The organism is Brevibacterium linens ATCC 9172, assembly GCF_900169165.1.
GTDB classification, from domain to species: domain Bacteria; phylum Actinomycetota; class Actinomycetes; order Actinomycetales; family Brevibacteriaceae; genus Brevibacterium; species Brevibacterium linens.
On sequence record NZ_FXYY01000001.1, the window covers coordinates 117,391 to 137,855 of the forward strand.

General features: G+C 65.8%; 17 protein-coding genes. 11 read left to right on the plus strand and 6 right to left on the minus strand.

Going from position 1 to position 20,465, the window contains the following annotated elements; all coding sequences use genetic code 11:
* Positions 1 to 147: 147 nt before the first annotated feature.
* From BLIN9172_RS00510 to cydC, 3 genes are read left to right on the plus strand one after another with little or no spacing between them, the layout of a single operon-like run.
* Positions 148 to 1,719 carry a cytochrome ubiquinol oxidase subunit I gene (locus BLIN9172_RS00510; RefSeq protein ID WP_180956925.1) on the plus strand — a complete coding sequence of 524 codons (1,572 nt, stop codon included), beginning with the start codon at positions 148 to 150 and terminating at the stop codon, positions 1,717 to 1,719.
* A gap of 12 nt (positions 1,720 to 1,731) precedes the next feature.
* Positions 1,732 to 2,754, plus strand: coding sequence for a cytochrome d ubiquinol oxidase subunit II (gene cydB / locus BLIN9172_RS00515; protein WP_101553380.1), 1,023 nt, complete (start codon positions 1,732 to 1,734; stop codon positions 2,752 to 2,754).
* Positions 2,751 to 6,386 (plus strand): thiol reductant ABC exporter subunit CydC, encoded by a 3,636-nt coding sequence (cydC, locus tag BLIN9172_RS00520; protein ID WP_101553381.1) that lies wholly within the window; start codon positions 2,751 to 2,753, stop codon positions 6,384 to 6,386. Before cydB ends, cydC begins: the two co-directional genes overlap by 4 nt.
* Positions 6,387 to 6,388: 2 nt before the next feature.
* Here cydC and sepH read toward each other — a convergent pair whose 3' ends face one another.
* Positions 6,389 to 7,510, minus strand: coding sequence for a septation protein SepH (sepH, locus tag BLIN9172_RS00525; RefSeq protein ID WP_051504960.1), 1,122 nt, complete (start codon positions 7,508 to 7,510; stop codon positions 6,389 to 6,391).
* A 241-nt stretch (positions 7,511 to 7,751) separates the two neighbouring features.
* On the opposite strand from sepH, the gene BLIN9172_RS00530 reads away from it, so the two are divergent.
* Complete coding sequence (locus BLIN9172_RS00530; protein WP_101553382.1) at positions 7,752 to 8,864, plus strand: ferrochelatase; 1,113 nt, start codon at positions 7,752 to 7,754, stop codon at positions 8,862 to 8,864.
* Positions 8,865 to 8,931: 67 nt separating this feature from the next.
* Here the strand turns inward: BLIN9172_RS00530 and BLIN9172_RS00535 are convergent, their stop codons facing one another.
* Entirely contained in the window at positions 8,932 to 9,159 is a 228-nt protein-coding gene (locus tag BLIN9172_RS00535) for a hypothetical protein (RefSeq protein WP_025779696.1), read from the minus strand.
* Positions 9,160 to 9,445: 286 nt separating this feature from the next.
* On the opposite strand from BLIN9172_RS00535, the gene BLIN9172_RS00540 reads away from it, so the two are divergent.
* Positions 9,446 to 9,745, plus strand: a complete 300-nt coding sequence (locus BLIN9172_RS00540) for a DUF4193 domain-containing protein (protein WP_025779694.1) — start codon at positions 9,446 to 9,448, stop codon at positions 9,743 to 9,745.
* Between the two features lie 147 nt (positions 9,746 to 9,892).
* Here BLIN9172_RS00540 and BLIN9172_RS00545 read toward each other — a convergent pair whose 3' ends face one another.
* On the minus strand, positions 9,893 to 10,348 hold the full coding sequence (locus BLIN9172_RS00545) for a DUF3093 family protein (protein WP_101553383.1): 456 nt from the start codon (positions 10,346 to 10,348) through the stop codon (positions 9,893 to 9,895).
* 64 nt (positions 10,349 to 10,412) lie between these two features.
* Here BLIN9172_RS00545 and dut point away from each other — a divergent pair, with 64 nt between their 5' ends.
* From dut to BLIN9172_RS00560, 3 genes are read left to right on the plus strand one after another with little or no spacing between them, the layout of a single operon-like run.
* Positions 10,413 to 10,886, plus strand: a complete 474-nt coding sequence (gene dut, locus BLIN9172_RS00550) for a dUTP diphosphatase (protein ID WP_240811945.1) — start codon at positions 10,413 to 10,415, stop codon at positions 10,884 to 10,886.
* Positions 10,887 to 10,892: 6 nt separating this feature from the next.
* The gene (locus tag BLIN9172_RS00555) at positions 10,893 to 11,744 is read left to right on the plus strand and encodes a DUF3710 domain-containing protein (RefSeq protein ID WP_101553385.1); all 852 of its coding nucleotides are present in this window, start codon (positions 10,893 to 10,895) and stop codon (positions 11,742 to 11,744) included.
* Positions 11,745 to 11,750: 6 nt separating this feature from the next.
* Entirely contained in the window at positions 11,751 to 12,128 is a 378-nt protein-coding gene (locus tag BLIN9172_RS00560; protein WP_025780737.1) for an OB-fold nucleic acid binding domain-containing protein, read from the plus strand.
* Positions 12,129 to 12,215: 87 nt separating this feature from the next.
* Here BLIN9172_RS00560 and BLIN9172_RS00565 read toward each other — a convergent pair whose 3' ends face one another.
* Both BLIN9172_RS00565 and BLIN9172_RS00570 read right to left on the minus strand, forming a co-directional pair.
* Positions 12,216 to 12,902, minus strand: coding sequence for a potassium channel family protein (locus tag BLIN9172_RS00565; RefSeq protein WP_101553386.1), 687 nt, complete (start codon positions 12,900 to 12,902; stop codon positions 12,216 to 12,218).
* Positions 12,899 to 13,573, minus strand: coding sequence for a potassium channel family protein (locus BLIN9172_RS00570; RefSeq protein WP_101553387.1), 675 nt, complete (start codon positions 13,571 to 13,573; stop codon positions 12,899 to 12,901). The genes BLIN9172_RS00565 and BLIN9172_RS00570 overlap by 4 nt, the downstream gene beginning before the upstream one ends.
* 136 nt (positions 13,574 to 13,709) lie before the next feature.
* On the opposite strand from BLIN9172_RS00570, the gene BLIN9172_RS00575 reads away from it, so the two are divergent.
* Positions 13,710 to 15,620, plus strand: a complete 1,911-nt coding sequence (locus BLIN9172_RS00575; RefSeq protein WP_025780732.1) for an APC family permease — start codon at positions 13,710 to 13,712, stop codon at positions 15,618 to 15,620.
* A 7-nt stretch (positions 15,621 to 15,627) separates the two neighbouring features.
* On the plus strand, positions 15,628 to 17,013 hold the full coding sequence (locus BLIN9172_RS00580) for a class I SAM-dependent RNA methyltransferase (RefSeq protein WP_101553388.1): 1,386 nt from the start codon (positions 15,628 to 15,630) through the stop codon (positions 17,011 to 17,013).
* 13 nt (positions 17,014 to 17,026) lie between these two features.
* Here the strand turns inward: BLIN9172_RS00580 and BLIN9172_RS00585 are convergent, their stop codons facing one another.
* Positions 17,027 to 17,221 (minus strand): hypothetical protein, encoded by a 195-nt coding sequence (locus BLIN9172_RS00585; RefSeq protein ID WP_101553389.1) that lies wholly within the window; start codon positions 17,219 to 17,221, stop codon positions 17,027 to 17,029.
* A 308-nt stretch (positions 17,222 to 17,529) separates the two neighbouring features.
* Here BLIN9172_RS00585 and acnA point away from each other — a divergent pair, with 308 nt between their 5' ends.
* Entirely contained in the window at positions 17,530 to 20,214 is a 2,685-nt protein-coding gene (gene acnA, locus BLIN9172_RS00590) for an aconitate hydratase AcnA (RefSeq protein WP_101553390.1), read from the plus strand.
* Positions 20,215 to 20,465: the final 251 nt, after the last annotated feature.

The following is a 20,465-nucleotide window of genomic DNA, read 5'->3' on the forward strand; positions in this document are numbered from 1 at the left end:
CGCGGCCCTGGCCAGGTGCGCTTGACCCAGCGCATAATTGGAAGCGGGAGTCTTGAATGATGAAACCGTGACGGCGGCGTTTCTACGACCTGTAGAATTCTACGTGACGTAGAAACACTGCTCGCGTGAAACCTGAATGGAGCACCCATGGAGCTGGACCCGGTCCTCATCGGACGGTGGCAATTCGGAATCACAACGGTCTACCACTTCTGGATGGTGCCGTTGACCCTGGGGCTGGGCATGCTCGTGGCGATCCTGCAGACGATCTACCACCGCACCGGCAACGAGGTGTATCTGCGCAGCACGAAATTCTTCGGCAAGCTCTTCCTCATCAACTTCATCATGGGAGTGGCCACCGGCCTGGTCCAGGAATTCCAGTTCGGCATGGCGTGGAGCGAATACTCCCGCTTCGTCGGCGACGTCTTCGGTGCGCCCCTGGCGTTGGAGGCCCTGCTGGCCTTCTTCCTCGAATCGACGTTCCTCGGCCTGTGGATCTTCGGTTGGGGCCGACTGCCTCGCGCCGTCCACCTCGGTTCACTGTGGTTGGCCGTCATCGGCACATGGATCTCGGCCTACTTCATCATCGTCGCGAACTCCTGGATGCAGCATCCCGTCGGCGTCGAGATGGTCGACGGCCGGCCCGTGATGACCGACGTCTGGGCGGTGCTCGGCAACAACACCGCCATCGCCGCCTTCACGCACACGATCTTCGGCGCCCTGGCCGTCGGCGGTTCCTTCCTCCTCGGCATCTCCTGGTACCACCTCTACCACCGGCGCAAGGACGGAATCGACACCGTCGGAGCCGACGGCAGGGTCATCGTCGGTTCCTCGATGAAGATTCCCGGACGGGACAAGACAGACCATGCGGTGTGGATCAAGTCCCTGCGCATCGGTGCGATCGTCGGCGTCCTCGCCTTCGCCGGCGTCTCGATCACCGGTGACGTCCAAGCCAAGCTGATGTTCGAACAGCAGCCCATGAAGATGGCCTCCGCCGAGGCGGCCTGCCACGACGGCACCCAATTCTCCGTTCTCACAGTCGCCGATCCCTCGTCGAATGACTGCGACGGCGTGGAGAACATCTTCGAGATCCCCGGTCTGCTGTCGTTCCTGGCCAACGGGGACTTCGACACCCCCGTCCACGGTGTGACGACGCTGCTGCCCGAATACCAGGAGCGCTACGGCACCCACATCCCCGACGACCCGCGCTACGGCGAGCACGCCGGTGAACCGATCGACTACCAGCCGATCATGATCGTCACCTACTGGGGCTTCCGGATGATGATCGGCTTCGGCGCCCTGGCCGCCGGGGTCTGCGTCATCGGACTGTGGCTGGCCCGCAAGGGCACGGTGCCCGAGTCGAAATGGCTCAGCCGCGGCTTCGTCCTGGCCATCACGGCACCGTTCCTCGCGAACTCGGCCGGATGGATCTTCACCGAGATGGGCCGTCAGCCCTTCGTCGTCGCCCCGAACCCGGCTCAGCTCGACGGGGTGTATATGTACACCCAAGCGGCGCTGTCACCCGAGGTGACACCGGCCATGCTGCTGTTCTCACTGATCAGCCTGGCTACCGTCTACGGAATCCTGATGGTCGTCGAACTGCGATTGATCACGAAGTACGTCAAGGGCGGAGTCGCCTCGGCGATGCCCGAACTCGACCAGACGAATACGAAACCCACGATCACCGACAACGGCGACGACGTCCTGTCGTTCGCGTACTGAGGGAAGGTCACGATGGAAATCCTCGCCACAATCTGGTTCGTCCTCATCGTCGTGCTCTGGATGGGATACCTCTTCCTCGACGGCTTCGATCTCGGTGTGGGCATGATGATGCCCTTCCTCAGTCGCAGCGAACGCAGCAAACGCGTTCTGCTCAACTCGATCGGCCCGGTCTGGGAGGGCAACGAAGTCTGGCTGATCACCGCGGCCGGAGCGATGTTCGCCGCGTTCCCGCACTGGTACGCCTCACTGTTCTCCGCGCTCTACATTCCCCTGACGATCTGCCTGCTCGCACTGATCTTGCGCGCCGTGGCCATCGAATACCGCGGCAAGGGGCACTCGCAGCGGTGGAAGTCCTTCTGGACCTGGGCCGTGGCCGTGGGCTCGGCCGGAACTGCCGTCTGCATCGGAGCGATGCTGGCGCTGACGACAATCGGGCTGCCGCTCAATGATCACGGCGATATGATCGGCGGACCCTTCGCCTGGATGTCGTGGCCGGCGCTCGTCGGCGGCCTCGGCGGGCTCGGCTTCTCCCTGGCCCACGGGCTCATCTTCCTCGGACTCAAGACCCAGGGCGAAGTCCGGGCGCGGTCGCGGCGCTGGGCCGGGAGGCTCATGCTGCCGGCGGCGGTCCCGTTCCTCATCTGGTTCGCCTCCTCGATCACTCAGCGGACCTGGCTCGTCGTTCCGGTGCTCATTGCGATTGCCGCGCTCATCGCCGCGTACTTCGCGGTGCGCGCCGGAGCCGAGAAGAGAGCGTTCATTCTGCACGGGATCTATCTCATCGCAGGACTGGCAGCGGTCTTCGCCGGTGCCTTCCCGAACGTTCTGCCCTCGACGCTCGACCCGTCGAACTCGCTGACGATCGGTGCCGCCTCGTCGTCGGACTACACCCTGAACGTCATGCTCATCGTGACGATCGTGATCCTGCCGATCATCATCGCCTACCAGATCTTCAGCTACCGGATGTTTCTCGGCCGCATCGCCGAGACCCACATCCCCGAAGCGCACAAGCTGCCGGTGGCGATCCGATCGTGAGCTCGCCCCTGTCGATCCTGCTCGAACTGCCGACCGGTCGGCGGGGGCTGGCACTCTCGGTGTTCTCCGCCCTGTGCCGGGCGGTGGGGATCGTCCTCATCGCCGAAGCGCTGGTGCGCGCCATCACCGGCCATAGTGCACCCGGGGTGTGGGTGGTCATCGGCGCCCTCGGCGCACTGCTGCGCGGCGGCGGTCTCTGGCTCGACCGCAGTCTGGGCACCTCCTTGGCCGCTGAATCGAAACAGGGGCTGCGTCGCTCGATCCTTTCGGGTCTGCTCCGCGGGCGGGGACGCCCGCGGACGAATGCGGCGGTCACGGTCACCCGCGGAATCGACGATCTCGATGACTACTTCACCACGGTGGTGCCGGCCCTGACCGCGGCCGCCGTGGTGCCCATCGTCCTGCTGGTGCGCATCGTCTTCAGCGACGTCCTCTCCGCGGTCATCATCACGGTATGTCTGCCGCTGGTTCCGGTGTTCATGGTGCTGATCGGCCGCTATACGGCGGAGTCGACCTCGGCGACGCTGGCGGCTCTGGAGCGGCTGTCGGATCATCTGGCCGAACTCGCCGAAGGGCTTCCCGTGCTCATCGGCCTCGGGCGTTCACGTGATCATGCGGCTCGGCTGCGGGAACTGGGGCAGCGCTACCATGCGGCGAACCTGTCGACGCTGCGCATCGCGTTCCTCTCGAGTCTGGCGCTCGAGCTCATCGCCACGATCTCGGTGGCACTCGTCGCCGTGGTCATCGGTCTGCGCCTGGTCAACGGGACGATGGACCTCGCCGACGGCCTGCTGGTCCTGCTCATCGCACCCGAATGCTTCATCCCCCTGCGGGAGCTCGGGGCCGGATACCACGCGAGTGAGAACGGTCGCGAAGCGCGGGGGAGAGCCCAGGCGCTGGTTTCACAGACTCAGCCGGCAGCCGCCGCGCCGACGGCTGCCACCGAGGCGACGGCTGCCGCCGGGGCGACGGCCGACACCGAGGCGACGGCCGACACCGAGGCGACGGCCGCCACCGAGGCGACGGCCGACCGGGGACATGCGCTCAATACTCCCGGTCGGCCGGGTGAGCAGCACGTTCTCTATGCCGACGGCACGCTCATCACCTGGTCGGGCACCATCGACGCTCGGCCGGGCGTGACGACGATCAGCGGCCGGTCTGGGACAGGCAAGACGACTGTGCTCGGGGCGCTGGTCGGCAGCCTGCCGGCCGATGCGCACTCCACCGTCGCTCCCGTTGCCGCAGCCTATATGCCGCAGGCTCCGCGGATGTTCGCCGAGACCATCGGTGCCGAACTCGCCCTCTTCGGACTCGACGAGGACGGAGCGCGGTCGGCCCTGGCCGCCGCCGGCCTGCCCACCGATCTGCGTGTGCAGACCGCGGCACTGAGCCCCGGCCAGCAGCGCCGGCTGGCGCTGGCGCGTGTGCGGCATCGCCTCGGTGACGGGGGCGGGCTGCTCGTCCTCGACGAACCCACCGCCCACCTCGATGCCGACAATGCCGACATCGTCATCGCCATGATCGCCGAGGCGGCCGCCACCAACCGTGTGTTCCTCGCCAGCCATGACGAACAGGTTCGTGCCCTGGCCGACACCGAGATCCGCCCGGAGAAGACGCGAATCGACGGGGCCCAGGCCGCGGACATTGCGGCTGCGGCGGAGACCGCAGCCGCGGGTCAGCACTGGAACGACGCGGCCGAGGCTCCCGCCACACGGACCAGGGACGACTCCGGTCCGAAGAGTCTGCTGGGTTCGGGCAGTGGGCATCGGGATCGGATGCGTGCCGAGCCGCAGTCGCGAGACCGAACCGATGCCGAGTGGCAGTCGGGCACAGAAGCACGGACGGGAACCGCAGCCCGGACAGCCGCACTGCGCCGGCGTTGGTCTGTTCTCAACTCGAGTCTTCCGCTCTTCACTCCGACCATGCTGGTGGCAGCCCTGACCGCGTGCGCGTCCAGTCTCGCGGCCATCGCCTTGACCGCGGTTTCTGCATGGCTCATCGTCGAAGCCTCCTACCAGCCGCCCATCATGCTGCTCATGGTCGCCATCGTCGGCGTGCGCTTCTTCGGGCTCAGCCGGTCCGTGCTCCTCTATGCCAGCCGACTGAAGCTGCACTCGGCGATCTTCGCCGCCCTCACGCGACTGCGCACTCGACTGTGGGAGCACTTCGAGCGTGTGGGGATGAGTGATCGGCGGCTGCTCACCTCGGACTCGGCGCTGCGCGCCATGGTCGCCGACGCCGATGACGTCCGCGACCTGGTGCCCCGGACTCTGTTCCCGCCGCTCGTCTCCGTCCTGGTCGTCATGGGTGTGAGCATCACGGCGGCACTTCTCCATGTGGAGTCTCTGGTCTGGTTCGTCCTGCTGGGCGCTGTCAACCTCATCATCGTCCCGATCCTCGTGATCCGGGCAGAGAGCCGCCTGGCGCACGGAATCCGGGAGGGCCGCAGCCGGATTCTGTCCGTCCTCACCCGCGCTCTCAACGCGAAGGACGATCTGGCCACGAACCGTGTCGACACTGAGGTGATCGGCCTGTTGGCCGGTCTGGAGTCCGACCTCGAGAAGAAGCAGAAGGCGTCGGCCCGCAATTACGGCCTCGCCCAACTGTGGCTGCAACTGAGCACCTTCGCCACCGCAGTGATCCTGGCGGCAACCGCAGACGCTCCGACCGAGATCGTCGCCGTGCTTTCGCTCATGGCCCTGGGGCTGGGAGAGGTGTTCGCCTCGGCACTCGAGGCATTCCGCCAACTGCCGGGTTTGGCAGCGGCACTGGACTGCCTGCCCGATCCAGACAATGCGGAGGACCGCGAAGCCGAGGTGTCGGGACCCGACGCCGAGGAATCGGCTCCTGCCGCCGGAACGACGGTCGAAGAGAACGACGATTCGTCGCGCCATTCTGACCCCGCGGCCGAGCTCGTCGGCGTCGACGCCCTCGAATTCGATGAGATCACCGTCGGATGGGACGACCGGGCGGTCGTGACAGGGCTCGACCTGCGGGCCGAACGCGGACGCTGGACCGTGCTGTGCGGCGACAGCGGAACCGGAAAGACGACGAGCCTGAGCGTGCTCCTGCGGTTCCTCGATCCTTGGTCCGGAAGCTACCACGTCCGTGACCGGACCGGGGTCGGCCACGATATGCTCACGCGCTCACCGGCAGACCTGGTCGGCCGCATCGCCTGGTGCCCTCAGGAGGCACACGTCTTCCGGTCCACCGTGCGCGGCAATCTCGCCCTCGCGAGGCAGACGGTGCCCGGAGACGACGAGATGGTCAGCGCGCTGAGAGCGGCAGGGCTGGGCGACTGGGCCGACATCGCGGGTCTCGACCGGTGGGTCGGAGACCACGGTACGGAGATCTCCGGTGGTCAGCGCCAGCGATTGGCAGTGGCGAGAACTCTGCTGACCGGCGCCGATGTGATCGTCCTCGACGAGCCGACGGCACATTTGGACGATGAGACGGCACGGCTGCTCGTCGACGACCTGCGCGGGAACCTCCGCGATCGCACGGTCGTCATGGTCACTCACGACAGGCGCCTGATCGCGGATGGCGATGAGGTCGTCGACCTCGGCACAGTCCAACCGGGTGCGGCAGACCTCGGCCCACAGGTTCCCGAGGGCGCACACTCGGCAGTCTGAGGTCAGTCCCGCTTCGACCCGAACATGATCTCGTCCCAGCTCGGGATCGAGGCTCGCGAATTCTTCTTCGACTTCGGCTTCGAGTCCTTCGCCGACGCGGAGTCCTTGAAATCATCGGAGTGATCGCTCACCCCGGGCTCATTGAGCAGCGAGAGCTGATTCTCATCGTCGAAGACACCGACCTTCTCGGTCGGCTCCTGCGGCTCCTCGGCAGGGGCAGCCGCATCCTCGAAGGCGAAGACCTCGTCATCGGCGGCGGCTTCGGGCCGACCGGGAGCAGTGTGCGCTCCCTGCGGGTGAGTCTCGGGATCCTCGGTGACCGCACGCAGACGGGTCCGCGGCTCCTCTTCGGTGTGGCGACGCTTGCGCAGGTTCTCCAGAATCCGGCCGGTCTCGGCCTGGTGATCGCGGGCCTGCTGCGACGGAGCCGAACCGGCGGTGGGGCGGACCGGTCCGTCCGCGGCGATCGACGCGGACGACCGATCGGTGCGCGGGAGGACATCGACCTCCTCGGTGTTCCTCTGTCGCTCGGCACCGCTGCCGTAGTTCGGGATCGGTCCGGTGTCGGTGGGGCCAGAATCGGCGAGCCACTTCGCCTCGTCATCGATCGGGGTCAGCGAACGGCGGTAGTAGTGCCAGCTGGCGGTGCGAACACGGTCGGCGGCAGTGAAGCTGAGCTGGATGTACCAGTTGCCGTCCTGCTGCTTCCAGGAATCCCATTCCATCGTCTCGATATCGACATCGCGCATCGCCAGACGTTCCTGGCACAGCTCGATGAGCGGAGTCGGCTCACCGTTGGGATCGTGGTCGGAATAGATGGGATGACGGCTGGCGAGGTAAGCGGTGCGTTCGCGTTCGGCCATCGCCGGACCTTCATAGGTGCGCACATATTCGAGATCGGCGCCGGTGGTGGCCACGACCTCCTCGGCGTCCATGCCGCCGCGGATCATGGCCTGGATCTCCTTCGGGCGCACGGGAGCCTCGGACTTGGACTGGGAGCGGTCCCTGCGGACCGCGGCGATGAGCGCCTCATCGAGGCCGACTCGGTACTGAAGCCCGTTCTCGTCGTTCAACAGCAGATGGGTCCCGTCTGCGTTGACTCCGTTCAAGATCAGTTCACGCATTGCCTTAAGCTCCTTTGTCGCGTCTCCTGAAGATCGTGTCACGTTCGGCGCGTCGTGCCGGGCAGATTTCCGCGCGAGTCGCGAAATCACGGGCCGAATCGACCGCCGGCAGAGAGCGACTGTGAGACCGGCCACGGATGCGGCCGGCGCAGCCCGGGCCGATCCGTCTGCACCATGAGTGAGTGCGGCTCACTCTGCGGACAGCGAGCCGAGTCGAGGCGCAGTCTGTAAGATCGAAACCGTGAATACGACTGCACCCATCGACGCCCTGGTCCTCATGTCATTCGGCGGACCGGAGGCTCCAGAAGAAGTGGTTCCATTCCTGCGCAACGTCACCGCCGGACGAGGGATTCCCGAGGAGCGGCTCGAGGAGGTGGGAGAGCACTATTTCGGTTTCGGAGGCAAATCTCCGATCAACGATCAGAACAAAGCGCTGCTGGCCGCGCTGCGCGACGAACTCGATCGTCGCGGGATCGAGACTCCGCTGATCTGGGGCAACCGCAACTGGGACCCCTATCTCACCGATGAGGTCCGCACCCTGGCGGAGGACGGTGCCACACGGTTCCTCTCGATCGACACCTCCGCCTACTCGTCCTACTCGTCGTGCCGCCAATACCGTGAGGACTTCGCGAAGACGATCGACACACTCAAGGACGAAGGCTTCACCGTCGCGATCGACAAGATCCGACAGTACTACAACCACCCCGGCTACGCCGACGCCTGTGCGGACTGTCTGAACGAAGGCCTCACCGACTTCCGGAGCAGGGTCGGACAGATGGACTCGGCCAAGCACCGGATCCTCTTCGTCACCCACTCGATCCCCAACGTCATGCAGGACGCCTCCGAGGCGACGACCAACGGCTACCGTGCCCAGCACGAGGAGCTCATCGACCATCTCATGGGGCGCATCGATGAGGCCGACCGCGTTCCGGCCGAACTCGTGTACTGCTCGCGTTCCGGCTCGCCCGAGGTGCCGTGGCTCGAACCCGATGTCAACGATCGGATGACCGAACTCGCCGAGGAGGGGGTGACCGGTGTCGTGCTCGTGCCCATCGGCTTCATCTCCGATCATATGGAGGTCGCCTTCGACCTCGACACCGAGGCGAAGGAGACCGCAGCAGAGCTCGGCCTCGACTTCACCCGGGTGGCGACTGTGGGCACCCACGACGCGTTCGTCAAGGGCCTCGTCGATCTCGTGGAGGAGCGGGTCGCTCAGCTGCGTGGAGACGACATCGACGCTCCTGCCCTGCCCGGGACGAAGGCCCTGGTGCCCGGCAGCGGAGCGTGCAGCATCGATTGCTGCCGGGGCCGCATCGAGCGGGCGACCCATCCGAACTGGGCCGTGGCGAACTGAGTCCGAGAAACGAAAGAACCCTCCCTCACCGCAGCGGTGAGGGAGGGTTCTTTCTCTCGGTGTTCTCTCAGTTGTCGTCGGGGGCCGGGATGACCGGCAAGGCACCTGTCTCGGCCTGGATCACCTCGGCGATAGGGCCGGTGTCGACATCGTTGCGACCGGCGAGTTCCATGAGGTTCTGCAGGTCGTCGATGAGATTTTCGACGAGGAAGTCGTCACCGGCAGACCGGGCCTCGTGAATGCGATGACGGACATCATCGATTCGGGTGTCGAGCTGATCAGCGAATTCACTCATTGTGGATCCGTCCTTCCTCGGGCCGCCTCCACAGGGGACGAGCCCGGTAATCTACCGACAGGCAGTGCTGTCGGTGCTGTCCATCACAAGCATTCTTGCAGAGCTCTTCGTGAACTCTATGTGTGCTCTGTCCATGCAGACAAGCTGGTGACGAGAATCACCGTATCGGGTCTTCATTCCATCTTGCCAACGGCAAGCATACAGTGCACAATGCTGGGGACACATCTCGGAAGAGGAGAAAAGTTCCTCTTCGGCACCCCCTTCGGACAGAGAGCGATGAGGCCATATGGCAACAGACTACGACGCACCTCGCAAGCAAGACGATGAGATCAAAAGCGATTCGATCGAGCAGCTCAAGGCCCAGCGTTCCCAGGATCAGGCGAGCAAGATCGACGAAGACGAGACTGCGGTAGCCGAAGGCTTCGAACTCCCGGGTGCGGACCTGTCGAACGAAGAGCTCTCCGTTCGGGTTCTGCCCAAGCAGAACGATGAGTTCACCTGCATGGAGTGCTTCTTGGTCCGCCATCGTTCGCAGCTTGCGACGGAAGAGGGCGGGATCCCCATCTGCACGGACTGTGCAGGCTGAATCGCTTCTCTTCGCGAAATCCCGAAAACGGACCGCACCCTCGAAAGGGCTGCGGTCCGCTTTTATCCTCCAATTGCTACCTGACGGCGGCGCAGCAACCTCGCGCGAGGTTGCTGCGCCGCCGTCAGGTAGCAATAAGGGGAGGGGTTAGGGGGTGAGGGCGGCTGCGAGTTCGTGGGGGCGGCGTGATGAGACGAGCCAGTACGGGGTGGGGTCCGTATCATCGTCGAGATCGATGCGGACGACGGATTTCGCCCACGGGCGGATCTTGAGGAAAGCGCGCGCATCGAGATCGACACCGCGGGCCCGGCGGGCCTCCTCGCCGACGAAGGCGACCGCGCCCGGAACGAACCTGCGGTCGATATGCGCTTCGCCCACGAACAGCTGACGTTCGGTGACGATGATCGAGACCGTCAGCGAGTTGAGCCACCAGGCGAAGAGGACGAAGCTGACGACGGGAAGGACGACGGTGCCGAGCTGCCAGACGGGCATGACCATGAGCGCCGTCGATAGAGCGGCCACCACGACGAGGATCCACATGCCGATCGAGGGACGGACCTTCTCCTGAAAGACCACATGGGTTCCGGATTGAGTTGCTGCCATGGGGCCATTGTCCCATAGCGAGAAGATTGGCCACGCTCAGGCTGGAGCGTTAGAGTGCTTCTTTGTGACGGAAACCGTGAAGATCAACCTCCAGCTCCTCGACGCGGGCATGAGCGCACCCACCTACGCGCATGCGGACGATGCCGGGGCGGACCTGCGTTCGACGATCGACTTCGTCCTCGAACCCTTCGAGCGTCGTGTTGTGCCGACCGGAATCGCGATCGCCCTGCCGGAGGGCTATGCGGCCTTCGTCCACCCGCGTTCGGGGCTGTCGAGCAAGCACGGGGTCACCGTCGTCAACGCTCCTGGCACCATCGACGCCGGATATCGCGGCGAGATCAAGGTGCCGCTGATCAACCTCGATGCGAAGACCCCGCTGCGCGTCGTCCGCGGCGACCGCATCGCCCAACTCGTGATCCAATCGATCGCCCACGCCGACTTCGACATCGTCGAATCCCTTGATGACAGCGCCCGCGGCGCCGGGGGATTCGGATCCACCGGCGGAATCGACGCCGGCCTCAGCGAAAAGGAGAAGTGAGGACTCATGGGACTGTTCTCCCGGTTCAAGAAATCCACACCGACGACCGATGACGACGTCCGCACCGACGACGAACTCACCGACGACGATGAGCTCGACGCCCAGGATGCAGACACCGACACCGAGGCTGCCGAACGCGCAGACGATGACGTCGATATCGACGCGGCCGAGTCCGATGACGAGGCGACCGAGTCCGACGACATCGACGAGGAAGAGGCGCTGCTGGAGAAGTCAGCGCCCTTCGACCGGTCCGACAAGGGCCCGTTCGACATCTCCGAGGAGTATCCCGAACACGACCGCCTCGACCTCGGCGCACTCAAGGTGCCCGTCGTCGACGGAATGCAGGTGCGCCTGGACACGGACGACGATTCCCAGCGCGTGCTGGCAGTGACCCTCATCCACGACGGCGGAGGCATCCAGCTGCAGGCGTTCGCGACCCCACGGTCCGAAGGCCTGTGGAACACGGTGCGCAGCCAGCTCGCCGAATCCGTGACCAAACAGGGCGGGGAATCGACCGAGTTGCACACCTCCCTCGGCAAGGAACTGGCCATCGAAGTTCCGGCGAAGACGGAATCCGGCCGTCCCGGCAAACGCGCCATGCGCTTCGCCGGCATCGACGGACCACGCTGGTTCGTCCGCGCCGTGTTCTCCGGCAAGGCCGTGACCGATGACGAGGTGCGCGCCGAACTCTCCGCACTCTTCCGCGGAGTCGTCGTCGACCGCGGTCAGGAGGCCATGGCTCCCCGCGAACTCATCGCCCTGACCGCCCCGCAGGTCGACCAGAGCAAGACGGAGGAGAAGGACGAGGACGAGCTCAACCCCTTCGAACGCGGGCCCGAGATCACAGAGGTCCGCTGAGCGGCGATGCGGAACCTCATTCCCCGGCTCGTGCGTGAGTTCGGATCCCGTGAGGCCGAGGCACGGGCCGATCTGCGTCTGGTCAGTCAGATTCCCGGGGTCATCCCGGTCGAAGAGCTAGAGGCGCGAAAGACCTCACGCATCGCGGGAGTCGTCTCGGCGACGACCCAGTCGTGCAGCGCCGACAGCCCCAGGCTCGATGTCACCGTGGCCGACGGCACCGGCGAAGCCCGCGCCCAATTCCTCGGACGTCGGGAGATCAGCGGCATCCGTCCCGGATCCCTCATCGTCTTGGAAGGACGATTCTGCGGCAAGGACGGAGTGCTCACCGCACACAATCCCGTCTACGAACTCCTGCAGACGCGCGACGACTCCGAGGACTGACCGGTCCTCAGACACCGGTCAGTCTCCACCGCCGAGTTGCCGAGAGCTGCCGAGTCGTTCCGCACGCCCGCCGATGACTGAGCCGCCTCAGCCCTCGGCGTTTCCGTCGGCCGTCGCGGTCTCCTGCAGCAGTGCGAGCAGCGCCGGCTCCTGATCGGGGGAGGAGAGGAAGAACAGCTCGTCTCCGGCTTCGATGACGTCATCGGCGCTCGGGGCGAACGCCCGCGAATTGCGGATGATCGCCACCAGCACAGTATCGAGCGGGAAGGTGATCCCGCCGACGCGTTCGGCCACGAGCTCGGCATTCTCGTGCACGGTGAACTCGAGCAGCCCTGCCTGACCGCGTTCGAAGCTCATGAGGTGGACCAGACCGCCGACCTCCACGGCTTCCTCCACGAGCGCGGTCATCAGGCGCGGAGTCGACACCGCGACGTCGACGCCCCAGTTATCGTCGAAGAGCCATTCGTTCTTCGGGTTGTTCACGCGCGAGACGGTCCGCGGCACCCCGAATTCGGTCTTCGCCAGCAGCGAGAGCACGAGATTGGTCTTGTCGTCGCCCGTCGCGGCCACGACGACATCGGCCTCCTCCAGCCCAGCCTCGGCGAGACCGGCGAGCTCACACGCATCGGAGAGCAGCCATTCGGCGCCCGGAATGCGCTCATGACCCAGCGCCTCCTTGCTCTGATCGATGAGGAGGACCGTATGGTCCTTGTCCAGCAGCTCCCGGGCTACCGAGCGTCCGACGGAACCGGCACCGGCGATGATGACTCTCATTCTTCTTCCTCCACGGTTCGCACGGGCTGATCGAGGATCCGTTCGATCTCGCCGAGGCGGTCGACCGGAGCCATGAGATGAACGAGATCCCCGTCCTGGAGGAGCAGATCATCATGGGCGACGATGCCCTCTGACAGACGGGTGACATAGGCGACCCGCGCCTTGGTCCGTGCTTCGATCTCCTTGATCGGCCGCGCCACCCACCCCGGATCCAGATGCACCTCCGCCAGGACGAGTCTGCCCGAGGGCTCACGGTATTCGGTGATCGAGCCCTGCGGGACGAGCTTGCGCATCACCTGCTCGGCCGTCCACCGCACGGTGGGCACGGTGGGGATGCCGAGCCGTTCGAAGACCTGCGCCCGGTTCGGATCGTAGATGCGCGCGGCGACATTGCTCACGCCGAAGGTTTCGCGAGCGACACGCGCGGCGAGGATATTCGAATTGTCACCGCTCGAGACGGCGGCGAAGGCGAAGGCCTCGGCGGTCTTCGCCTGGGACAGGGTCTCCCGGTCGAATCCGACCCCAGTGATCGTCGAGCCGCTGAAATCCCGACCGAGCTTGAGGAACGAGTCGGGATTCCGGTCGACGACTGCGACGGAGTGCCCATTCGCGTCAAGGGTCTTGGCCAGGGACGCCCCGACTCGGCCGCAGCCCATAATCACGAAGTGCATGGGTAATCCTTCCCGCAGTGATCTACCATTGGTTGCCGTGGCCAGCAGTTTTTCTGATGCCGTCAAAAGACTACTCGTTGGACGGCCCTTCCGCAGTGAGGACAGGCGTGCGCCTGCGCTGAAGAAGCGCATCGCGATGCCCGTCTTCGCCTCCGACATGCTCTCATCGGTGGCCTATGCGCCCGATGAGATCCTGCTGGCACTGTCACTGACCTCACTCGTGGCCCTGACCGTGGCCCCCTGGATCGGTGTGGCCGTCGGCATCGTCATCCTCGTGATCGTCGCCTGCTACCGCATCAACGTGCGTGCCTATCCCTCCGGCGGGGGCGACTACGAGGTGGCCTCGAAGAATCTCGGCTCCGGGGCCGGTCTCGTGGTGGCCGCGGCTCTCCTCGTCGACTACGTGCTCACCCTGGCTGTGTCGATGACGGTCTTCGCCGCCTATATCACCACTGCCTTCCCGATGCTCGCGCCCTACCGTGTGCCCGTGGCCATCGTCGGCATCCTGCTCATCTGCTTCGCCGGTCTGCGCGGCTCACGAGCCACTCCGATGCTGCTGGCCGTGCCGACCTACCTGTTCCTGGGCGCGGTGTTCCTGACGATGTCGGTCGGTCTCATCCGGGTCGGACTCGGCGACACCCCGCACGCCGAGACCGCGGACTACACGGTCGTGCACAGCAATATCGGCGATCAGGCGACTCTCGGCCTGGCCACCGTCCTCATCGTCCTCCGCGCCTTCTCCTCCGGAGCAGTCGCCCTGGCCGGAGTGCAGACCGTGGCCACAGCGGTACCGGCATTCAAGAAGCCGCGCGGCAAGAATGCCGGCAACACCCTGCTGCTGTCGGGACTGCTCGCGGCTCTCATGCTCACGGGGCTGACCTATCTGGCATCGGTCACCGGCATCAAATACGTCGACGACCCGCATATCTACCTCGTCCGCGCAGACGGCAGCCCGGTCAGCGCCGAATACGAACAGGAACCCGTCCTCGCGCAGCTCGCACACGCGATCTTCGACAACGCGCCGGCGATGTTCTTCATCGTCGTGCTCATCACCGCGCTCGTGCTCATCGCTGCGGCGAACACCGCAGTCGAGGGCTTCCCCGGACTGGCCTCCCGACTGGCCCGCGACGAATTCCTGCCGCGGCAGCTGGCGACGAAGGGCGACCGCCTCACCTTCTCCAACGGCATCCTGCTGCTGGCCGCAGCCGCGATCGTCCTCGTCATCGCCACCTCCGCCTCGGCGACGGTGCTCATCCAGCTCTACCTCGTCGGAGTCTTCGTCAGCTTCGTCCTCGGCCAAGCGGGAATGGTCCTGCACTGGCGCAAACGCCTGCGCCTGGTCATCGACTCGAAGACCCGGATGCGGATGCATGTCAACCGGGTCGTCAACGCCGTCGGCTGTGTGCTCGCCGCCGGTGTCCTCATCGTCGTCATCGTCTCGAAGTTCCTCGCCGGAGCCTGGCTGGCCGTCGCCGCCATGGCCGGGCTCTACCTCGTCATGGGGGCCATCCACCGTCACTATTCGCGAGTGGCCCGCGAGCTCGCCCCCGATGCGGATGTGAACTCACGGACGATCCCGTCGAACACCCACGCCATCGTCGTCGTCAGCGAAATCGACAAACCGACGATGCGGGCCCTGTCCTACGCGCGAGTGACCCGGTCGAGCCAGCTCGAAGCCGTCACCGTGGCCGTGGACGAAGAGGCCGCGGCCGGTCTGCAGAAGAGGTGGAACGAGATGGAGCTGCCGGTGCCGCTGACCGTGCTCGGCTCGCCGTACCGCGAACTCGTCCGCCCGATGCTCGCCCATATCCTCGCCATCCGCCGCAGATCGCCCAGAGACCTCGTCATCGTCTACATCCCGCAGTTCGTCGTCGGCCGCTGGTGGGAGCACATCCTGCACAACCAGGTGGCTCTCAAACTGCGCACCCGACTGCTGCTGGTGCCCAACGTCGTCGTGGTCTCCGTGCCCTGGCGATTGAAATCCTTCTCCCGACAGTACGGCGGAGACGGCCCCGACGCCGACACCCAGCTGTACAGACAGGCATAGAACACGCATGAGCGACACCTCGGTTCCCGCCCGGGAACTCACCCTCGACATCGAGGCACCGGCGGCCGGCGGCGCCACCATCGCCCGACACGACGGCCAGGTCGTCTTCGTCACCGGAGCCCTGCCCGGTGAGAAGGTCCGAGTCCGCACCGAGGCGGGACCGCCCGCCCGATTCCTCCGCGCGACCGTCACCGAGGTGGTCGAGGCCTCTGCCCATCGCGTGCCCGACCGTCGCCTCGACTATGTCTCCACCGGACCGGCCGACGGCTCCGGTGCGGGATCCGCTGGCGGCAACGGTGGACGGCCCGTGCCGGGGCCGGCCGGATTCGGCGGCATGGAATTCGCCCATGTCGACCTCGCCCACTCCCGCACTCTCAAAGCCGAGGTGCTTCGTGACCAGCTCAAGCGCATCGGCCACATCGACGCCGACCCCGAGGTGCTGCCCGCGCCGGGCGAGACCGACGGCACCGACTGGCGCACACGTGTGCAGCTGGCCGTCGACGATGCCGGCCGGGCCGGAATGCTCGCCCCCAGATCCCACGAGGTCATCCCCGTGACCACGCCGCCCCTGGCCGCCGGGCCCCTGCACGAGCTCGACATCGCGGGGCTGCGTGCGCCGGGGGTGCGCCGGCTCGAATTCGCGTGGGCCGGTGACCGCGGTGCGCTCATCGTCCGCGGTCGGCCCACCGCGCAGGTCCTCGACGCAATCGAAGCCTGGTTGCCGACCTCCTTCTCACTCCTCGCCGAGGCGGCCGAACCGGAGAACGGCCGTGGCCGTGGCCGCGGTGGCCGTCCCCATGGGCGCAGGCGCGCCCAAGCGTCTGCGCGTCCGCTGCGAGTCCTCCGCGGTGAGCCCACCCTGACCGAAACGGTCGACGGTCGTGACTTCGCCGTCGGCGCAGACGGCTTCTGGCAGGTCCACCGGAGCGCGGCCGCACTGCTCAGCTCGGAGGTCGTCACAGCACTGCCTGCCGATGTCGATGCGATCACCGACCTCTACTGCGGGGTCGGACTCCTCGGCATTGCTGCGGCCCGGGCCACCGGTGCACCCCTGTTCGGGGTCGAAGGGGTGGAGGCGGCCATCGCGCATGCGCGCGAGAACGCCGCCGATCTCGAGGCCCGCTTCCTCGCGCTCGGCGTCGACCGGGCCCGACTGCCCGATTCGGACGTGATCATCCTCGACCCGCCGCGGGCGGGCGCCGGGAGGAAGGTCGCCTCGGCGATCATCGAATCCTCCGCCCGCACCGTCGTCTACGTCTCCTGCGACCCGGCCACGCTGGCCCGGGATCTCGCGGCTCTCACGGATGGGGGATTCGCGATCGAGAGCCTCACCGGATTCGACCTCTTCCCGCTGACCGCGCACCTGGAGACCGTCACAGTCCTCAGGCGGTGACCGGGCGGCGATCTCAGGCGGTGACCGGGCGGCGGGGGAGGAGGACGAGCGCAATGAGGGCGATGAACGTCGTGAGGAAGCCCCACAGCCCCCACCAGCCGCCCGACCGGCCCTTCTCCTTCGCGAACGAGCTGCAGACGACGGCGAAGATGATGCCGACGAGCAGTGCGCCGAAACCGAATCCGGCGCCTAGGGTGAACGGGTCCATGAGAACTCCTCGGTGGTGACACGCTGGTGCGATGCGTTCGACTGTGCGTCTCACGCTAGGCCGTCAGGCCCGGCCGCGGCCCTGGTGATGCCCGCACGAGGACGTGCGGAAAACCCGATCGACGGGCGCCGTTCGTCCGTGTGCCATGGTGGTCAAAGCCCCTCAAATACGATAGAATTTATCTTGACGTCAAGATACTTTTGGAAACATATGTGTCGCGTAAATCGGTGCGCGATGCAAGGGTGCGACCGTCGAGTCGGACGGGCCCGGTTTCGTGGATGAGTATCGGATGAAACAGGAGAATCACGATGAGCAACGTCGATACGTTCAAATCGAAGAGCACCCTGACCGTCGGCGATAAGGATTATGAGATCTATCGCCTGGATCAGGTCAAAGGGTCGGAGAAGCTTCCCTTCAGCCTCAAGGTGCTGTTGGAGAACCTGCTGCGCACGGAAGACGGCGCCAACATCACTTCGGAACATATTGAAGCCCTCGGCAGCTGGGACCCCAATGCCGAACCGGATACGGAGATCCAGTTCACTCCGGCCCGCGTGGTGATGCAGGACTTCACCGGCGTGCCCTGCATCGTCGACCTCGCCACCATGCGTGAGAAGGTCGTCGAGCTCGGCGGCAGCCCGGACCAGGTCAACCCGCTGGCTCCGGCCGAGCTGGTCATCGACCACTCGGTGCAGATCGACCGCTTCGGCACCGCCGACGCCGTCGAACTCAACATGGACATCGAATACCAGCGCAACGGTGAGCGCTACCAGTTCCTGCGCTGGGGCCAGACCGCATTCGAAGACTTCAAGGTCGTGCCTCCGGGCATGGGCATCGTCCACCAGGTCAACATCGAGCACCTGGCTCGCGTGGTCATGCCGCGCGAGGTCGACGGAGTCCTCCGGGCCTACCCGGACACCCTTGTCGGCACCGACTCGCACACCACGATGGTCAACGGCCTCGGTGTGCTCGGTTGGGGCGTCGGCGGCATCGAGGCAGAGGCCGCCATGCTCGGCCAGCCCGTGTCGATGCTCATCCCGCGCGTCGTCGGCTTCAAGCTCACCGGTGAGATCCCCTCCGGTGTCACGGCCACGGATGTTGTGCTCACGATCACCGATATGCTCCGTCAGCACGGCGCCGTCGGCAAGTTCGTCGAGTTCTACGGCAAGGGCGTCGCCGAGGTGCCGCTGGCCAACCGTGCGACCATCGGCAACATGAGCCCCGAGTTCGGTTCGACCGCCGCGATCTTCCCGATCGACGAAGTCACCATCGACTACCTCAAGCTCACCGGCCGCTCGGACGAGCAGATCCAGCTCGTCGAGGACTACGCCAAGACGCAGGGACTCTGGCACGATCCGGACAACGAAGTCGAGTACTCCGAGTACCTCGAACTCGACCTGTCCACCGTGGTGCCCTCGATCTCCGGACCGAAGCGCCCGCAGGACCGCATCGAGCTCTCCGACGCCAAGAACCAGTTCGCCAAGGACATCCACAACTACGCCGCTCCCGGCGAGGAGTCGAAGTCCGTGGACGTCAGCACCGCCGACGGACGCAACTTCGAGCTGGCCAACGGCGCTGTGGCGATCGCCTCGATCACCTCCTGCACCAACACCTCGAACCCCTCGGTGATGATGGCCGCCGGCCTGCTGGCACGCAACGCCCGCAAGCGCGGACTCAACTCGAAGCCGTGGGTCAAGACATCGATCGCACCGGGCTCGAAGGTCGTCACCGAGTACTACAACAAGGCCGGCCTCATCGAGGACCTCGAAGCGCTGAACTTCTACATCGTCGGCTACGGCTGCACCACCTGCATCGGCAACTCCGGTCCGCTGGACGCGGAGATCTCCGACAGCATCCAGGACAACGACCTCTCGGTCACCGCAGTCCTGTCGGGCAACCGCAACTTCGAGGGCCGCATCAGCCCGGACGTGAAGATGAACTACCTCGCTTCGCCTCCGCTGGTCATCGCCTACGCCCTGGCCGGAACCATGGACTTCGACTTCGAGAACCAGCCGCTGGGCAAGGACGCGCAAGGCGTCGACGTCTACCTGGCCGACCTGTGGCCCACGCCCGACGAGGTCGAGTCCGTCATCGCCGATTCGATCTCGACGGACATGTTCGACAACGAATACGGTCGCATCTTCGACGGTGACGAGCGCTGGCAGCAGCTCGACACCCCCGAAGGCAAGGTCTTCGAGTGGGACGACGAGTCGACCTACGTGCGCAAGCCCACCTTCTTCGACGGCATGGGTCTCAAGCCCGAAGCCGTCAAGGACATCAAGGGCGCCCGCGTGCTCGCGAAGCTCGGCGACTCGGTGACCACCGACCACATCTCGCCCGCAGGTTCCTTCAAGGCCGACACCCCGGCCGGCAAGTACCTCGTCGAGCACGGCGTCGAGCGCAAGGACTTCAACTCCTACGGCTCGCGTCGCGGCAACCACGAAGTGATGATCCGCGGAACGTTCGCGAACATCCGTCTGCAGAACCAGCTCCTCGACGGAGTCCAGGGTGGTTTCACCCGCGACTTCTCCCAGGAGGGCGGACCGCAGACGACGATCTACGACGCCTCCGTGAACTACCAGGCCGCCGGCACCCCGCTGGTCGTCCTCGGTGGCAAGGAGTACGGCTCGGGATCCTCACGTGACTGGGCCGCCAAGGGCACGAAGCTGCTCGGCGTCGAGGCCGTCATCACCGAGAGCTTCGAGCGCATCCACCGCTCGAACCTCATCGGCATGGGTGTTCTGCCGCTGCAGTTCCCCGCCGGCGAATCCGCTGATTCGCTCGGACTCGACGGCACCGAGACCTTCTCCATCGAAGGCGTCACGGAGCTCAACGAGGGCACGACCCCGGCGACCGTCAAGGTCACCGCCGAGAAGGAAGACGGCACGACGGTCGAATTCGACGCCGTCGTCCGCATCGACACCCCGGGCGAAGCCGACTACTACCGCAACGGCGGCATCCTGCAGTACGTTCTGCGTCAGCTCGCAGAAGCCTGATCACAGGAGACGCCGAGGCGCTGTGAGTCCCCGACTCGCGGCAGTCGGTCCGCGCTGAGGCGCTGAACCGGAACACTTCGAAGGCCGGTGGGATACGTCCCACCGGCCTTCGTCGTCCCCGGATGCATCGAGCCTGCCGTTCGCTCGACACCCGGCACCGTCCGCGGGAATCCGTGCGCTGGTGGTCGGCCGCCTCGGCGAGGGTCGGCACGCGCCCAATGGGGTGAGCGACGCGCCTGTGAGCGATAGGA